Source organism: Rania fehmarnensis (assembly GCF_056494185.1).
Map to the genome: position 1 here is coordinate 6,668,118 of NZ_CM151398.1, position 16,715 is coordinate 6,684,832.

The window sequence follows — 16,715 nt, forward strand, 5'->3', positions numbered from 1 at the left end:
TTAGGCTCGGGGGAAGGTGGTGGTGGAAGGACCCGAGTTGGATGGTGCCCGGCCGGTTGGTCCCCGGGACGGTTTCCGTTGTTCGGGGCGGTGTTGGGCTCACGAGGACGTTCGCCCTCCCGGGACCTTGCGTTTAAACCTTCGTCGGCTGGCGATCAACATTCCGCCTAAAGCCAAAAAGCTCAGCGGCAGCGTGCTACGATTGAGGACCGAGATATCGCTATCGATGGTTTCATTGGCTGCTTCTAGACTGGTTGGCTGATCCGCATGCCATTGATCCACAGCGGCCACGGCGTGCCCGGTTGTTTCTGTTAACATCTGCTCGGGATTAGCGATCAGGTCGATGTTACCCAGATTCTCGCCGGCCAATTCAAACTCGTGAATCGATCCAACTTGCACCAGCGTCATGCTCAGTCGATCAGCACGGGTACCTTCGATGGCTGCGTATGGTTCTAGCGATTCGGTATTGGCCATACGCTCCGGCAGTGTGGCTAGTTCCAGCAATCCGTCGTCATGAATTACATCGCGGTGAGCACGTGCGATTGCATCGTGTGCCAGTTCGTCATCCCAGCCGCTTTCGCTGGCATGTCGCGCTGCTGAGTTGCGTTGAACTTCGCGCTCCTGCGCCAAGTTCTCAATTACCGACTGCAAGGCGCCAGAAATTCCGGCCGATTCATCCGAGCTGGTATCGACTTTAGTTTGTTCAGTAGTTGGAACATCCAGCGGTAGTTGTGATACCGGCGCAGTGTTAGCGCTCAGCGTACGAGCACTGTTGTAACTACTGGTCGCTTGATGGAACAGATTCGTGCTCGCAGCCCGATCGATCGTCTGCGACTGCTTTACGATGGCTGCGCCGATATTGCTCAAGTCGGGAGTGGCAGTGGGCGAGGCTCGTTCGCTGAGAACAACGTTGTCAGGCACAAAAGAAACGCTCGCAGCCCGACCCGCGGAACTGGTCAAGTTAGACCCAAGCAACGCTTCGCTGATCAGCACACTCGATGGCCTAGCAGCGGTATTGGACGCTGGTGCATGAAACGACGGTTGAGCACTGGAGCTGTGATTGGCCGTCACGCCCATCGATGAGCCGCTCGTCGACAGCGACACCTGGTTAACTAGTGACTCGTCGTGAACACCTAACGATGCCTGGTCGGCCAGGTTGCCTGACTCGGCTTTAGCCGAACTGCTGGATTCAATCTTGGCTGAGGTGTCAAAGCTTGAATTCCAATTGACTCGGATTGTGACGTTCAAGGCTGGACCACGCTCACCCCAAGCACGATCACCAAAACCACCAAAATCACCGACACCATGAAACTGCGATGGCTGTACTATCCGCGCACCGTTGGGGATCATATTGCCGGTGATAGAGTCTTCACCCTCGGCTTTCAGGCCTTTAGATCCCCAACTGCATGAACCAGCCACGTCATCGCTGGTAGCAATATTTTCTGCCGTTGTAATCGCCTGGGCCGCATCGGAATCGTCAAAGAAGTCATATCCCCAGGGCATCGCGTGCATTGCGTAACGACGTTCCAGCCGCTCGCATAATAAACGTCGAGCCTGGTTCTTCAATCGACTGGCCCGGTTAGTCAGATGAGTTTTCATGGGCGTGCTCGTTCCGTCAGTGACTTGAGGTTCGCTAGAGATAAGAAGGGTTCCTCAGTAATGATCGATTGTACACCAGCCCCTGCCTCTTGGGCCAGCGAAATCGTTTCATTTGCCAAGGCAGCAAATTGCTCGGTGATGCCTGCAGGGGCATCGCGGCGAGCCAATTCCAAGGCTTGGGCGGCCAGGTTCTTAGCCAGCGCCAATTGCTTGGCATGCCCGGCTGGCCACAATTTCCGCTGCTGATCAATAATGGATAAAGCTGAATCAAATCGCGAATGGCCGACCAGCCAACGCCAGTAATTCAGCAAGTGTGTATCCTGAAAATTTCGATAATCGGGTACATCGGGAGCCGCCTGGATCGCCAGCTGTTGGTTCTCAATGGCGCGGTGGTACGAAGCTTCCACCTGCTCGTCAGCACCGGCGGCTTCTTGTGCCTTGGCCAGGTTGTTGTACATGCCACCCAATTCGTGACGGAGCTGTGCATCGTTGGGGTGCCGCTGCATGAGCGATTCTTCTTGCTCGATAGCGAGGCTCAAATGCATGAGCGACTTATCCAGTTCTGCTGGTCGCCGCCCACTGCCCTGTCGACTGAGTTTCAATTCAGCCATCCCCAAGTTATTCAAACCTTCGGCGAGCGTACCGACGAAGAACTCGTTACTGGGATCCACTTTCACGAGCAGTTGGCTGATCTCAACGGCAGCCGCATACTCTTTGGCGGCTTGTTCGATCTGGCCATCATCCGACAGCGCCTTGCCTAAGTTGCTGTAGTTGACAGCCAGTTCGCTCTGCAAAACTATGTTTTCGGTTTGCCGTGCTACTTCCAAGTTGTATTCGAGCGCCCGCGCATGATACTCAGCCCGCTGACCTCGGTCCCCAACGACATGCGCCAGGTTCGTGTAAGCCGCAGCCAGGATGAGCTGCGTTTGTAAGCGCTCGCCCTTTGTAAATTGGGCCAAGCTGGGCAACTGGGCCACGTTGGGCTCGAGTCGCTCGACCAGGCTTTGCAAGTTGGTGCGTGCCGCTTGGTCTTCACCCAGCTTTATCTGCACCAGCGCCAGATTGTTAGCGAAGTGAGCCAGGTCCAACATTAATGCACCGTTGTTTGGGTGCAAGGCACACAGCTCATTCTGCAAGCGCACCGCTTCTTCAGAAAGCGTGCGGGCCGGGCCATAGTCTTGTTTGCCTTGCGCAACTTGCGCCAAGCCATCGGTGGCCCGCGCTAGTTCTCGGCGAGCTGCGATCTCACGCGGTTTGAGGATCACCAATTGGCGAGCCAATTGCTGTGCGTCGGTCAGCCATTTTTCCGCATCATCGTGCTTGCCTAGCTTGTTGCTCAGCAGTCCCATCTCGATCAGCGCCGTGGCTAGTTCGGTACTTGTCCCGTTCGCCTGGCGCTGCTGCATGGCGAAGTCGCTGTACAGCCGCAGTACTTGATTGATCATCTTTGTACGCAGCGCTTGAGTACCGGGAATCAGCGCCGCCTCTTTTTCCAGTTCCAGTATTTGCTGTTTGGTGGTCTCTAACGATTTCGTTTGTTGAGCCTGGTCGCGACGACTGTTGGCCGTTTCAATGCGACTGGAGATCACGATCCACAATCCAACCGCCAGAAACAGCAACGACACCAGGCTGATCGACGCTGCCAGGCGCGCCGCAGCTTGATTGCGTTGAATCCATTTGACGCCGCGAAACATTAACCCTGGAGGCTTGGCCAGAGTCGGTCGACCTTCCTGGATGCGCGTCAGATCATCCGCCAACTCTTGCGCGGTGAGATAACGATCCTCGCGCGCCTTGGACATAGCCTTCTCGATGACCGTCGCCAAGTCACGCGGCACGTCTGGGCGCAGCTGACGCACCGGCGTGGGCTTGGTCGTCTCAATGGCCCGCAGCATGGCCGGCGAGTTATCGCCCGAGATGGCTGGTTCGAGCGTTAGCAACTCATATAACGTTGTACCCAGCGAATAAACGTCCGAGCGACCATCCACCAGCGCCGCTTGTCCGCGAGCTTGCTCAGGACTCATATAGCGCAACGTACCGACCACATCACCAGTCGCAGTTAACGAATGATCGGTCATGCGTCGAGCCAATCCAAAGTCGGTGATCCACAGCTTGTTCTGCTTGTCAACCATCAAGTTCGAGGGCTTGATGTCGCGATGGATGATGCCCTCTTCATGGGCTGCGGCTAACGCTGCTGCGGCTTGGATTCCCAACTTGACGACCCGCTGATAGGCCGGCGGCCAGCTCCATTGGCCTTCGCTGATGAGCGTCTTGTCAATCGCTGATACTTCTTCTTTAACCGCATCGGATGAGGCACCTCGAACCGGTATTTGCGAGCGGAGGGCCGCGATGATGGCATCCAGCGGATGGCCATCGATGTATCGCATGGCGTAGTAATGCACGCCGCGAAAATTGCCTACCGCATAGACCGGCACGATATGCGGATGTTGCAAACTGGCAGCCGCTTGAGCTTCATTCTTGAAACGCGTGATCTGCCGCGCGTCGAGCACCGAGATCAGCGGCAACAGCTTGATCGCCACTCGGCGTTTGAGCGAGATCTGCTGAGCTTCGTAGACGATGCCCATCCCACCGCGGCCGATGACGCGCAGCAATTGAAAGTCGTCCAGCTTCCGGCCCACTGGATTGTCATCACCGAAATCGCCCGTCAGAACTTTGGTCGAAACAGCGGGCGCCTCCGCATCTCGCATCAGCTGCGGAACCTGAGTCGCATCGCGCTGGCCATGATCAGTATCAGTTGTGGCATCCGCACCAGCCAAATGGGGCGAGAAACCGGCCGCAAAGTTGTGAAGCTCGCCCAGTTTGCCCAGGTATAGCTCCAAAGACTCGCGGATATCAGGATGCTTTGCCAGTAGAGACTCTCTATCGGGGGCATCACCAGCTTCCAAACGAGCCAGATAGTCGTCCAGCACAGCCGATAGTCTCTCCGTTTGCTCGTCGGTTAAATGCCGCAGAGCATCAGGAGCCATATCAGTATTGTCGACATCACGAGGCATTTTAAATGTGTTCCGAAGTTAATACCGCATTGGCACACGGTGTTTCCACCGTCGCCCAGACCCCTCCCGAATCTCGCAAAGCCTCGATTCGACCTCCCCAAGGCGAAGCCTTGGAGAGGTGACCGTCACCTCCCCCGCGCAGCGGGGGAGGTCGCCGACGCGGCGTTCAGCCGTCGTCGGCGGGAGGGGGCACTGCGCTAGGCAAGACTCCCGCGGTACTAGCGTGGCTTTCTTGCGTTAGGTGAACGCATGCCCGAACGAACTTTAAGGCGTGGTTTAAAAGTTGGTTCCAAGCCCAATACTTTCGCGATCGCGATTGAAACGGCCTCAACATCGCTTATGACATCTTCGTTGGAAAACCGCACAACGCGCCATCCGAGTTTTTCGAGGTAGGCTTGGCGTCCGACGTCATCTTCGTACATGTAGTCGTGGTATCCGCCATCGATTTCCACGATCAGCATCAATTCACAACAAGCGAAGTCGGCGATGAATGGGTCGATGGGATGTTGCCGTCGAAATTTCTTATTACATAAACGGTAAGCACGAAGAACATTCCAGAGTAGCGATTCAGCTTTGGTTTGTCGCTGCCGCAATTCACGTGCTAGTTCCACTAGTTGTTTAGTCATTTCGTTACTCCTTATGTGAAGTAATTGTAGCGTCACCTCCCCCGCGCAGCGGGGGAGGTCGCCGACGAGGCGTTCAGCCGTCGTCGGCGGGAGGGGGCACAGCACCAGGCAAGACGCCTGCGGTGTTAACCACCTCCACTTCCCAGACCCCTCCCGAATCTCGCAAAGCCTCGATTCGACCTCCCCAAGGCGAAGCCTTGGAGAGGTGACGTCACCTCCCCCGCGCAGCGGGGGAGGTCGCCGACGCGGCGTTCAGCCGTCGTCGGCGGGAGGGGGCACAGCACCAGGCAAGACGCCTGCGGTGTTAACCACCTCCACTTCCCAGACCCCTCCCGAATCTCGCAAAGCCTCGATTCGACCTCCCCAAGGCTTCGCCTTGGAGAGGTGGCGGTCACCTTCCCCGCGCAGCGGGGGAGGTCGCCGACGAGGCGTTCAGCCGTCGTCGGCGGGAGGGGGCACGGCACCAGGCAAGACGCCTGCGGTGTTAACCACCTCCACTTCCCAGACCCCTCCCGAATCTCGCACGGCTCGATTCGACCTCCCCAAGGCGAAGCCTTGGAGAGGTGACTCCCGCCCAGAGAGAAAAGCAACTACAATCCTCATCAACCCGCCTCGTGGCTTGCTCGACTGTCGGGCTTGACCACTATCGTTACTCAACCGGCCGCACATGGATATAGATAGCAAAAAGGTAGAACCCTTGGCAACCAAGAGCGAGTCACCCAGTTGGGGGCCTGCTGGTGAGATTGCCAAGTACACTGCCGTTCTGGCCCTGATGATTGTCTCAGTCATCTTGGTGCGGAAAAAACTCTCGGACATTACCTGGCAACAGGTTTTGGACGGCATTGGCACGATTCCGGCCCATCAAATCTGGTTGGCTGTGGGCTTTACCGCCATCAATTTCGTCGTGCTGACCGGCTACGATTTGATCGCGGTGCGGTACCTGAAAAAGGAATTGCCGCTGCGAAAAGTAATGGTCGGCGCGATTATTGGCTACGCGCTGAGCAACGTTCTGGGATGGATGATCGGCGGCACAGCTATTCGTTTTCGACTGTATGCCAGCTGGGGATTTCGGCTGATCGAGATCATTGCCCTGGTCTCCATTCTATCGGTCACCTTCTGGCTGGGCATGTTCCTGCTGGCCGGGATCGCCTTTGTGGTCTTGCCCGTGCGCTTGCCTGAAGAATACCGCGAACTATTGCACTTCGATCCGCATTGGTACGGTTACTTCTTTTTGGGTGTGGTCGGCATGTACCTGGCGGCCACATTGTTTATTCGTCGGCCCATTCGCATCGGGAACCAAGAATTCGCGTTTCCGCCGTTTCGCTTGTCCCTGCTCCAACTGGGCGTATCGGCTACCGATTTTGCTTTGGCCTCGCTCGTGCTGTATGTGCTTTTGCCGCCGGGCACTGTTAACTACTCGACTGTGCTGGTGAGTTATTTGGCGGCCATGATTGTCGTGGTCATGTTGCACGTACCGGGCGGCTTTGGTGTGCTGGAGCTGGTGATCCTGGAACTGCTAGCCAAACATGCCAATGATGGCGATTCGACCAAAGTTGCGGTGACCGCCGGCTTGCTGGTCTTTCGCTTGGTCTATTACATCGCCCCAGCCATCCTGGCTACGTTGCTTTTGGTTCGCCAAGAATGGAAACATTCGCGACGCAAACGCGAGGAGTTGGCTGCGCTCCAGGCCAATGCCAACCCTGAGGCGGCCTCTGGGCGCGAATGAAGGAATCTAGCTGAAGAAGATTGAACGTTAGTCGAAGGAAGTAATGGATGAACAATAAACCTGCCAAGACCGCTATCGAACCCACTCGCAGTCAGGATTATCCCGAGTGGTACCAGCAGGTTATCAAGGGCGCAGACCTGGCCGAGAACTCGCCGGTGCGCGGTTGCATGGTGATCAAACCTTGGGGTTATTCACTGTGGGAAAACATGCAACGCGTGCTCGATCGCATGTTCAAAGATACCGGCCATCAAAACGCCTACTTTCCCTTGTTCATCCCCATGAGCTTTCTGGAGAAAGAAGCGCAGCACGTTGAAGGCTTTGCCAAAGAATGTGCCGTGGTCACGCATCATCGTTTGGAACCGGATCCCAACGGCGGCTTGCGTCCAGCCGGTCCGCTGGAAGAACCGTTGATCGTGCGTCCAACCAGCGAAACGATCATCGGTGCCATGTACGCCAAATGGGTCCAATCGTATCGCGACTTGCCCATCCTCATCAATCAATGGGCCAACGTGGTGCGTTGGGAGATGCGCACGCGCCTCTTCTTGCGCACGGCTGAGTTCTTATGGCAAGAAGGTCATACGGTGCATGCCACCGCCGAGGAAGCGCTCGAAGAGACTCGCAAGATGCTGGAAGTCTACGCCGACTTTGCTGAAAACTATATGGCTGTGCCAGTAATCAAAGGTGAGAAGACTCCCGGCGAACGTTTTCCTGGCGCCGATATGACACTGTCGATCGAAGCCATGATGCAAGATCGCAAAGCACTCCAAGCGGGCACCAGTCACTTTCTGGGACAGAACTTTTCCAAAGCTCAAGAGATCAAGTTCCAAGATCAAAACGGGCAGATGGCTTACGCTTGGACCACTTCGTGGGGCGTGAGCACGCGTTTGATCGGCGCGCTGATTATGACGCACGCCGATGATGACGGTTTGGTCTTGCCACCGAAACTCGCTCCATCGCATGTGGTCATTCTACCGATCTATCGCGACGATGCTCAGCGCACGGAAGTACTCAATTACTGCCAAAGCCTGCGCAAAGAGTTAGCCGCGCAGAGCTTTGGTGATCTGCGTCTGGAAGTGTCGATCGATGATCGCGACATGCGCGGCGGCGAAAAGAAGTGGTACCACGTTAAACGCGGCGTGCCGCTGCGCGTCGAAGTTGGTCCCAAAGATATCGCCAAAGATGCCGTCTTTGTCGCCAGGCGCGATACGGGTCAGCAGACCAGCCTCAGTCGCAGCGAGTTTGTCGGCAGCGTAGCCAATATGCTCGGCGAGATGCAACAGAACCTGTTCGATCGCGCTGCCAAGTTACGAGCCGATAATACAGTGACCATCAACACGGTCGATGATTTCCGCGCGTACTTTACATCCAAGAATGCGGACCAGCCCGAGATCCATGGCGGCTTTGCCATGTGCCACTTCTCGTCCGAAGCTGAAGTGGCCGACTTGCTCAACGAATTGAAAGTCACGATTCGTTGTATTCCTGTCGGCGGCGATGATACCGGCGGTCCGTGTTTCGTGACCGGTAAGCCCAGTGGAAAACGCGCCGTGTTTGCCAAAGCTTACTGAGCCAATCAGCGTGGGCACGCCGCATCCACATCCGCCAACGATTCTGATCGCGGCTGTCTTCAGCCGCTATCCCGAAGCTCTCGACTGGATCACCGCTCGCATCCAGTCCAGTTGGGGAGCGATCCAACTAGCCAGCCCCATCTTCGACTTTACCGAAACCGCCTACTACGAGCGCTTGATGGGCCCAGGCCTCAAGAAGCAGCTGCTGGCCATCCGCGGTGAATACGACCCCGCGGGACTGGCCGATACCAAGCTGGCCAGCAACGCGTGGGAGATCGAGTTCTCGGCCGCCGGCCAGTATCCCGAAGAGCGACCGCTGAATATCGATCCCGGCTACGTCACACCCATGAAAGTTGTCCTGGCCAGTACCAAAGATCGACGCCATCGTATCTATTTGCGCGATGGCATCTATGCTGAAGAATGTCTGTACTACGACCAACGCGCCTGGCACGGACGACCTTGGACCTATCCAGATTACTTGCGGTCCGATTATCATGCATTCCTGATCGAAGTACGCCAACGATTAAAACCGTAGCTGATCTCGCCAGAGATTGGATGAACCACGATAACCGTAGCCGATCTCGCCAGAGATTGGATGAACCACGCTAACCGTAGCCGATCTCGCCAGAGATTGGATGAACCACGCTAACCGTAGCCGATCTCGCCAGAGATTGGATGAACCACGATAACCGTAGCCGATCTCGCCAGAGATTGGATGAACCACGATAACGCCTCCAAAGTCTGGCGACTTCGGCTACAAGAACCCAAAGTCTGGCGACTTCGGCTACGAGCGCTTCCGCAGATGAAAGATTAACTTGTTGTGTCCAGCTTTTCGTTGATGACCTTGCTCTTGGTAACTGTGCTGCCGGCTTTGGCCATTAGCGTCATCGCTGTGGGACTGGTGCGACGAGCAGCAGAACGTCTAGGTCTGCTCGATAAACCGGGTGCCCGTAAAGTGCACTCGACGCCGATTCCGTTGGGTGGTGGACTGGGCATTTGGGCTGGAGTCGCTCTCACTTTTGCGATCGGTTCTTTGGCCGTCTGGTTAACCAAGCACAACAGTGGTCTGAGCGATTGGTTGCCGGAACAATTGAGCCAGCACTTGGATGGTCTGCTGGCCAAGATGCCGGCGCTGTGGGGAATCTTGGGTGGTGGCACAGTGCTGATGCTGTTGGGGCTGGCCGATGATCGCCGCGGCTTGCCATGGCAAGTCCGTATCGCGGTTGAATTCGCAGTGGCTGCATTCTGTGTTTATTTTATAGATTTGCGTTTCACTGCTTTTATTGACGCGCCGTGGTTGACTGGATTGTTGTCCGTGTTCTGGATTGTGGCCCTGATCAACTCCTTCAATATGCTTGACAATATGGATGGGTTGAGTGGCGGGGTGGCGGTGATCTCAACTTCGATGTTGGCCATCATGCTGTTGACCAACATTGATACCGCGGCGCGTGGTCCGCAACTATTTGTGGCCGCCATGTTGTTGGTCTTAGTAGGTGGCTTGCTAGGATTCTTGAAACACAACTGGCCGCCGGCCAAGATCTTTATGGGTGATGCGGGCAGTTATTTTGTCGGCTACTGGATTGCCATTGCGACGTTGTTAGCCACCTATGCTGGTACCAAAGGCGCTAGTCCGCATGCGGTGTTGGCTCCTTTGTGTGTCTTAGCTGTTCCGCTCTACGATATGCTCAGCGTTATCTACATTCGGCTCAGTGAAGGTCGCAGTCCGTTCGAAGGCGACAAGCGTCACTTCTCACATCGCCTGGTCGATTTGGGGATGACCAAAAAGCAAGCCGTGTTGACGATCTACCTGGCCACGGCCACCTGTTCCATTGGTGCACTGCTCTTGCCGCGCGTGGATATTGTCGGTGCGCTGCTGGTGGTGGTCAGTACAGCCTGCGTGCTGGGTTTGGTCGGCGTCCTCGAGTCGGTAGGACGCAAACCGTGACGCAATCCACAACACGATCCACAGCGCGATCCAAATCAGCCACTGCCAAAGTCGAGGCGACTTCCTGGCTGAGTCGAGCCCGCAACTGGTTCGGCGGTTTGATCGCCGCAGTCATCGTAACCACGCTGTTCATCCCTGCCGATTCGGTCAGTGTGTATGCAGGTGAAACACTACCGCAAGTACTATTGATTCTGATAACCGGCGGATTGGCCTCTCTGTGTGGCCTTGTGTTTTTGCCACGCCGCGCGCTTGACCTGGTCGTGCTCGGTGTGGGCGTGCTGGGCCTGGTGGTTAGCACTTTGTTTGCACTTCAAAACGCTGATGGCCGCGCGGCCTTGAACGGGTTTTGGCATGTGATCGGACTGTTGATGTTTGCCCTGCTCGTTCGGCAAGTGGCCGACGGTCGAGCCCAGTCGCGCTCTCTTGCCTGCCTGTTAGTTATGTGCGCTGCCTTCCAAGCCACCTACGCGCTGCATCAGTATTTTGTCAGTATGCCCGAGTCTCGCGCCGCTTACCTCAGCAACCCTGATGCAGAATTGCAGCGAGCCAACATCGATGCGCCTCCCGGTAGTGAATTGCGAACGCAGTATGAGAGTCGTTTGCTAGGTAGCTTTGAGCCCACCGGTACTTTTGCGTTAACCAATTCGCTGGCAGTGCCCTTGAGCGCTACGATATTGGCTCTGTTGATGTTCATTCTTAGTAAGGGCACCATTGCAAAGGTTGCCGCTCAACAGTGGAAACCATGGCTGATCTGGTTCATCTTGGCCTTGATCATCGTGGCCTGGCTGTTGACCAAGAGCCGCACAGCTTATTTGTCCGTAATAGTCGTCGGACTGCCCTCGTTGTATTTCTCAATGCGGCGCAGCCACGGCATGTTCTTAGGACGCAAGTTAGAAACCTATGGCATAGCCGCGGCGGTGGTAGCTTTATTGATGCTCGCAGGCTTGGTGGGTTTGTTGGCCAGCGATGCGCAAATCTTGAGCGAAGCACCGATGAGCGTGGCGTTTCGTTTGCAGTATTGGCAAGCGGCTACGCGCATGATTATTAGCTATCCATTAACCGGCGTGGGCCTGGGAAGTTTTCAAACCTTTTATCCGCGCTACAAAGTGCCCGAGGCCAGCGAAGTCGTTGCCGATCCACACAACTGGATCTTTGACCTGGCGGCGTGCTGCTCGGTGTTGGTATTGATCGTCACCCTGCTCGCGCTGCTGCGGATTGCGCTCTCATCGTTACAAGCTCTGCGCACCATGGAACACGCAGACGATTCAACCAGCTACAACCCTGCGCGTGAGACTACGACCACCAACTGGTTTTGGTTAGGAGCGGGGCTCGCTTTTGTATTGACCTCGATCATGCAGTTGCTGGTCGGTCAAATGTTGGATCTGGAAGCCGCGCTGTTGGGGCTAGTAGTCAGCCTGGCTTGTTTGTGGGCCCTGCAACCGCTATCGGTCAGCCAGCGGACACTCAAGCTTGGTGCCTTCGCGGCAGCATCGGTAATGGTCGTCTGCTTACTAGCCACCGGTAGTTGGCAAGCCAGCGGGATCGCTCTGCCGTGGGCAGCCTGGCTAGCCATCGCCTTGCCTTCACCCACTTCTAGCGAACAATCCGCCACTGAACAGTCCTCCACCAAGCAATCCTCAACCAAGCAGTGGTCGTTAGCGCAGCTCGTAACATGTGCAGTGGCGATGGGTCTGTTCTACTTTGGAACTTGGGTGCCAGTTAACTCCAGTTGGAGTCAAGAACAAGTCGCCGCGGCAGCCTGGCGGCAAGGTGATGCCCGCCGCGCCGAAGAAGCGGCGCGCTTGGCTGTGGCCAGTGATACATTCTCGACCAGTGCCCGCACCCTACTAGTCCAAGTGCTGGCCTCATCGGCCCAGCAAGCCGCCAGCGACGGACAGTTAGACCGCTACCGCGAACTCGCTGCCAGCGTGGAGCAAGCTTCCGACGAAATGATTGGCGCCGATGAAAATTCGTATCTCAGTTGGAATCTGCGTGGAGAAAATGCGCTGGCCTTGGCTGCAGCTGTCTATTCGCTCGACCGGCCTGAGGCGCTGGTGCAAATCGAAGCCGCCGCCGGCTACTATGCCGCGGCCAGCGACTGTTATCCCAGCAGCGTCGCCATTTGGGCTCAGCGCGCCGTGACCCTTGGCCTGCTGGCGAACATTCACCCCAACCCCGACTCGGCCGCCAGCTTCCGCCAGCAGAGTCAACAAGCCGCCGATCAGGCTGTGACCCTCAGCCAGGCTACGCCACACGTCAATCGCCAGTTAGCGGCCCAGCAAGTCTGGTTGCCGCGCCCCTTATCGCAAACTTTTCCAGACTCAGCGATTGTCCGCCCCGTCTCCAGCTCCCCATGGGCGAAGGCTGAACCATTGTGTAACTTGGCTCGTACTAACACGGATGTCCCGAAACCAGCTGGCGACGGAACCACGTAGCTGCGTCACTCCACACGTAGCTGCGTCTCTCCGAGACGCAGATAAACAGCGTTTCGGAACCACGTAGCTGTGTCTCTCCGAGACACAGATAGTCAGCGTTTCGGAGAAACGTAGCTGCGTCTCTCCGAGACGCAGATAAACAGCGTTTCGGAGAAACGCTGCTACGTGGACGCAGATAAACAGCGTTTCGGAGAAACGCTGCTACGTGTTTTGAGACAAAGCCTGGCGTTGACGCACAGAAAACTGTAACTGCACTCGTAAATCAAATCTTCCTTACTTGAACTCCGACTTAGGCGGCGGCGCAGTTGCCTTTCGCGGAGCGAAAGGAGACAAAATGGCTCGCTTAATCGTGGCAATCGTGCTGGCTTCTTTACTGGGGCTGGGTGGTGGCTATTTGCAGCACACCTTCGAGTACGGACAGGCAGATGAACGCTTCGGCGATATCGACGCCCTGATGAACTTGAGCAAAGTGGGTACAGAGGCAACTCCAGCCGAAGCGGTCGCGGTGACGCCGGTCGAACCAGAAGCGGCCGCGTCGAGTGCCCCACGCGGCAAAGCGCCCAAGGTGCAGATTCCTGGCGGCACCATGCACGACTTTGGTACGATGCAACAAGGCAGTACCAAAACGCATAGCTTTCTGTTCAAGAACATCGGCGACGCGCCGATGGAGTTGACCGTTTCGGGTTCTAGCTGTCGCTGCACCATCGGCAAACTGGCCGACTCGTCACTCGATCCGGGTGAAGAGACCGAAGTCACTCTCGAATGGAAAGCCACCGGGGTGTTGGATGAATTCAGCCAGACCGCCACCATTCGCACCAATGATCCCGATCACCGCGCGGTGTTGCTGTCGGTCAAAGGCATTGTGGCCCGCACGATTTTGATCGAGCCTCCGCAAATTAACTTTGGTGATATCCCTGTCGGTCAAGGCACATCGCGATCGGCGTTTGTGTTTGGCTACGGTGAAGTACCGCTGGAAGTCAAAAGCGTTACGTGGGGCGATGAAAAGACGGCCAAGATGGTCGATATCAAGGTCACGCCGATCGAAGTCGACTTGAACCTCTTCAAACATCATGAGCGCGCCAAAGGTGCCGCCCGCATCGACTTGATGGTTAAAAACGGCATGCCGCTGGGCCCCATCGACTCGCGATTGATCGTCGATACCAATATCGAAAATGTGTCCAACGTGGACTTGCCCGTCAACGGCGCGATCGTCGGCGATATCGGCTTCTTGCCCAGTCCCAACTTCGAAGTCGAAAAGGCTGTGCTGGACTTTGGCACGATCGCCAGTGGCACCGAAGTAACTCGCCGAGTTTACCTATTTATCCAAGGCGACCATCGCAACAACTTCAAAGTCGAAGTGGGCGGAAGCGAACCTGGAACGATGCAGGTTACGATCGACGAGCCCAAGCAGCAGCTGACCAAAGTCATCTATCCCATCACGCTGAAGGTCCCCAAAGATGCCGGTGAGGTCATGTTCCCTGGCACCAACAGCAAGAACTTTGGTAAAGTGATCTTCAAGACCAATCACCCGGACATTCCCGAAGTCAAGCTGAACTTGCGCGTCATCGTCAACTGACCAGCCAAGGCACGCACGAATTTTGCTGTGGCCAGGATTGCCGTTTTGGCCTATCGTTTTCGCTTGGATTCATGGACTGAGCTGCACAGACGCAGAGTTTGCGGAGATGTTTTCTCTGCGTCCTCCGCGTCTCTGCGTTTTTAAAATGAACCCGCGAAGCAGAATGCGTCCAGAAAAACCTATCGAAGGAACGTACGAATGCGAGGATCGTTGTGTGGTGGCAGACGTCCATCAGCCCTGACCCAGTTGTGCTGGCTGAGCGCCGCGCTGCTGGTCAGCCAAGGTTGTGAACCTGAACGTCCCCTCAAGCCGCTCGACACGACCGCCCAGTCTACGCCAAAGTCGCCCGCCGCTGGCGCTACCCCAGCTGCCAAACAGCCGCAGGGCAAGATCGAAGTGACCGACGATGGTTATGTCTCGCTCGGTGTGCCACCGGAGACCCCCAGCGAACCCACGACTACTCCTACACCACCGCTGGCCAGCGCCAAACCTGCTCTGCAAGTTCAACCTCTAGCGCCACCACCGAGCGCTTCGACGGGCACGCTGGAAATCTCATCCGCTGATGAAGCTGAGCCTGCCAAGCCATCGACGGTCGCTTCGCTGGCCGCGACAACCACAAACGTTGAAAAGTCCGCGCAGACCGCTCCGAACTTTGACGACAAGCAGCAAGCGATTGCACCTGAGTGGCCCAAGCCGGCGGCGCTGTTGTTTATCACTGGTCAGCAGCATGGATACATTGAGCCCTGCGGTTGCACGGGTCTGGAGAATCAAAAGGGTGGCTTGAATCGTCGCGATACGCTGCTAACGCAACTGCGCGATCGCGGTTGGGACGTTGTACCGCTGGACGTTGGCAACTTCGAACGTCGCACGGGTATTCAAGCGGAGATCAAACTGCAAACGACTGTTAAAGCTCTCAAGGATATGGATTATCGCGCGGTCACGTTTGGCGTCGATGATTTGAAGCTATCCAGCCAAGAGCTATTGGCCTTATCGGCATCCGATGACACGGTGCAAACGCCTTTCATTTCGGCCAACACCTACATCTTGGTCGAAGAGTACATGCCCAAGATGCGCATCATCGAGGCTGGCAATCGCAAGATTGGTGTCACTGCAGTGCTCGGCGACAGCTTTGCACCGCAACTGGAAGGTTCATCGGACATCACGATCACGCCAGCGGTGGAAGCCTTGCGCAAAGTTGTGGCTGAGCTGAAGGCTAAGAAGTGTGATTACATTGTGCTGCTATCGCATGCCAAGTTATCCGAGTCGCGGTCATATGGCGCCGAGGTACCTGGCATCGATTTGATCGTCAGTGCCGGCGACTACCCCGAGCCCGACTTTCAGCTCGAGCAGCTCGAAGGCAGCCAGGCGAAGTTAGTGCAAGTTGGTGCCAAGGGTATGTTCTCCAGTTTGGTCGCGCTGTATCCCGACCAATCGGAGCCAGTGCGTTATCAACGCGTGGCTCTTAGCTCGCAGTTCGCTGATTCACCGCGCATGATGAAGCTCTTTGGTGACTATCAAAAGCAGCTCGAGGACAAAGGCTTCGATGGCCTGCGCGTGCCGGTGCAAGGTCTGGAAGATGACCTCAAGTTTGTGGGTAGTCAATCATGTGGTGATTGCCATACGAAAGCTTTTGATGTGTGGAAGAACAGCGAGCACTTCACGGCGACTGAATCGCTAGTTCATCCGCCTAATAGTCGCAGCATGATCCCACGTCACTTTGATCCCGAGTGTTTGAGTTGCCACGTCACTGGTTGGAATCCTCAGCGTTATTATCCATATTCGTCGGGCTTTGAATCGCTCGAGAAGACCCCGCTGTTAACTGGCAACGGCTGCGAGAACTGCCACGGAGCCGGATCGGCCCACGTAGCCGCCGAAAGCGGCGACACTGCGGCTGACGAGGCCATGTTAATCGCATTACGTGAAAAGATGCGTTTACCATTATCGGAAGCCAAAGAGCGTTGCACCCAATGCCACGACCAAGACAACAGCCCCGACTTCCAACACGACGGCGCCTTCGAAGAATACTGGGAACAAATCCAACACCCCGGTAAGGATTAACAGCGTCACCTCCCCCGGCGCAGGAGAGCGATGCGATAATAGCAAAGCGTAGTCTCTTATTGATGTGGGGCGGTTGTTTTTTTGCTGACTCAACGCGCTGGGGAGGTTGTTATTTACGAATCCTGGTTCGTCTCGAGGCGAAATTTAGCCCAGACTGCCCAAAGCGGCGATTTG

General features: G+C 56.2%; 11 protein-coding genes. 7 read left to right on the top strand and 4 right to left on the bottom strand.

Annotation, left to right across the window (positions count from 1 at the left end; all coding sequences use genetic code 11):
• Nucleotides 1-99: 99 nt before the first annotated feature.
• From SH573x_RS22650 to SH573x_RS22660, 3 genes are all read right to left on the bottom strand, one after another.
• Entirely contained in the window at nt 100-1,599 is a 1,500-nt protein-coding gene (locus tag SH573x_RS22650; protein WP_479350085.1) for a hypothetical protein, read from the bottom strand.
• Nucleotides 1,596-4,610, bottom strand: a complete 3,015-nt coding sequence (locus SH573x_RS22655; RefSeq protein ID WP_479350086.1) for a protein kinase domain-containing protein — start codon at nt 4,608-4,610, stop codon at nt 1,596-1,598. Before SH573x_RS22655 ends, SH573x_RS22650 begins: the two co-directional genes overlap by 4 nt.
• Before the next feature lie 218 nt (nt 4,611-4,828).
• Complete coding sequence (locus SH573x_RS22660; RefSeq protein WP_479350087.1) at nt 4,829-5,236, bottom strand: endonuclease domain-containing protein; 408 nt, start codon at nt 5,234-5,236, stop codon at nt 4,829-4,831.
• 697 nt (nt 5,237-5,933) lie between these two features.
• Here SH573x_RS22660 and SH573x_RS22665 point away from each other — a divergent pair.
• The 3 genes from SH573x_RS22665 to SH573x_RS22675 are packed head-to-tail and all read left to right on the top strand — an operon-like array spanning nt 5,934 to nt 9,062.
• Nucleotides 5,934-6,962 carry a lysylphosphatidylglycerol synthase transmembrane domain-containing protein gene (locus SH573x_RS22665; RefSeq protein WP_479350088.1) on the top strand — a complete coding sequence of 343 codons (1,029 nt, stop codon included), beginning with the start codon at nt 5,934-5,936 and terminating at the stop codon, nt 6,960-6,962.
• A gap of 47 nt (nt 6,963-7,009) precedes the next feature.
• Nucleotides 7,010-8,527 (top strand): proline--tRNA ligase, encoded by a 1,518-nt coding sequence (proS, locus tag SH573x_RS22670; protein ID WP_479350089.1) that lies wholly within the window; start codon nt 7,010-7,012, stop codon nt 8,525-8,527.
• Nucleotides 8,511-9,062, top strand: coding sequence for a DUF4416 family protein (locus tag SH573x_RS22675; RefSeq protein ID WP_479350090.1), 552 nt, complete (start codon nt 8,511-8,513; stop codon nt 9,060-9,062). Before proS ends, SH573x_RS22675 begins: the two co-directional genes overlap by 17 nt.
• Here the strand turns inward: SH573x_RS22675 and SH573x_RS22680 are convergent.
• On the bottom strand, nt 9,051-9,251 hold the full coding sequence (locus SH573x_RS22680; RefSeq protein ID WP_479350091.1) for a hypothetical protein: 201 nt from the start codon (nt 9,249-9,251) through the stop codon (nt 9,051-9,053). The genes SH573x_RS22675 and SH573x_RS22680 overlap by 12 nt on opposite strands.
• Nucleotides 9,252-9,347: 96 nt before the next feature.
• On the opposite strand from SH573x_RS22680, the gene SH573x_RS22685 reads away from it, so the two are divergent.
• From SH573x_RS22685 to SH573x_RS22700, 4 genes are all read left to right on the top strand, one after another.
• Complete coding sequence (locus SH573x_RS22685; protein WP_479350092.1) at nt 9,348-10,472, top strand: MraY family glycosyltransferase; 1,125 nt, start codon at nt 9,348-9,350, stop codon at nt 10,470-10,472.
• Nucleotides 10,469-12,907, top strand: coding sequence for an O-antigen ligase family protein (locus tag SH573x_RS22690; RefSeq protein WP_479350093.1), 2,439 nt, complete (start codon nt 10,469-10,471; stop codon nt 12,905-12,907). Before SH573x_RS22685 ends, SH573x_RS22690 begins: the two co-directional genes overlap by 4 nt.
• A gap of 334 nt (nt 12,908-13,241) precedes the next feature.
• A complete protein-coding gene (locus SH573x_RS22695; RefSeq protein WP_479350094.1) occupies nt 13,242-14,483 on the top strand; it encodes a DUF1573 domain-containing protein in 1,242 nt (413 codons plus the stop codon).
• A gap of 198 nt (nt 14,484-14,681) precedes the next feature.
• Nucleotides 14,682-16,541: a multiheme c-type cytochrome gene (locus tag SH573x_RS22700; RefSeq protein ID WP_479350095.1), complete on the top strand. Its 1,860-nt coding sequence runs from the start codon at nt 14,682-14,684 to the stop codon at nt 16,539-16,541.
• Nucleotides 16,542-16,715: the final 174 nt, after the last annotated feature.

Bases quoted from the DNA above. Each gene is read 5' to 3' on its own strand.
- SH573x_RS22650 (WP_479350085.1), bottom strand. From the start codon at position 1,599: ATGAAAACTCATCTGACTAACCGGGCCAGTCGATTGAAGAACCAGGCT.
- SH573x_RS22655 (WP_479350086.1), bottom strand. From the start codon at position 4,610: ATGCCTCGTGATGTCGACAATACTGATATGGCTCCTGATGCTCTGCGG.
- SH573x_RS22660 (WP_479350087.1), bottom strand. From the start codon at position 5,236: ATGACTAAACAACTAGTGGAACTAGCACGTGAATTGCGGCAGCGACAA.
- proS (WP_479350089.1), top strand. From the start codon at position 7,010: ATGAACAATAAACCTGCCAAGACCGCTATCGAACCCACTCGCAGTCAG.
- SH573x_RS22695 (WP_479350094.1), top strand. From the start codon at position 13,242: ATGGCTCGCTTAATCGTGGCAATCGTGCTGGCTTCTTTACTGGGGCTG.
- SH573x_RS22700 (WP_479350095.1), top strand. From the start codon at position 14,682: ATGCGAGGATCGTTGTGTGGTGGCAGACGTCCATCAGCCCTGACCCAG.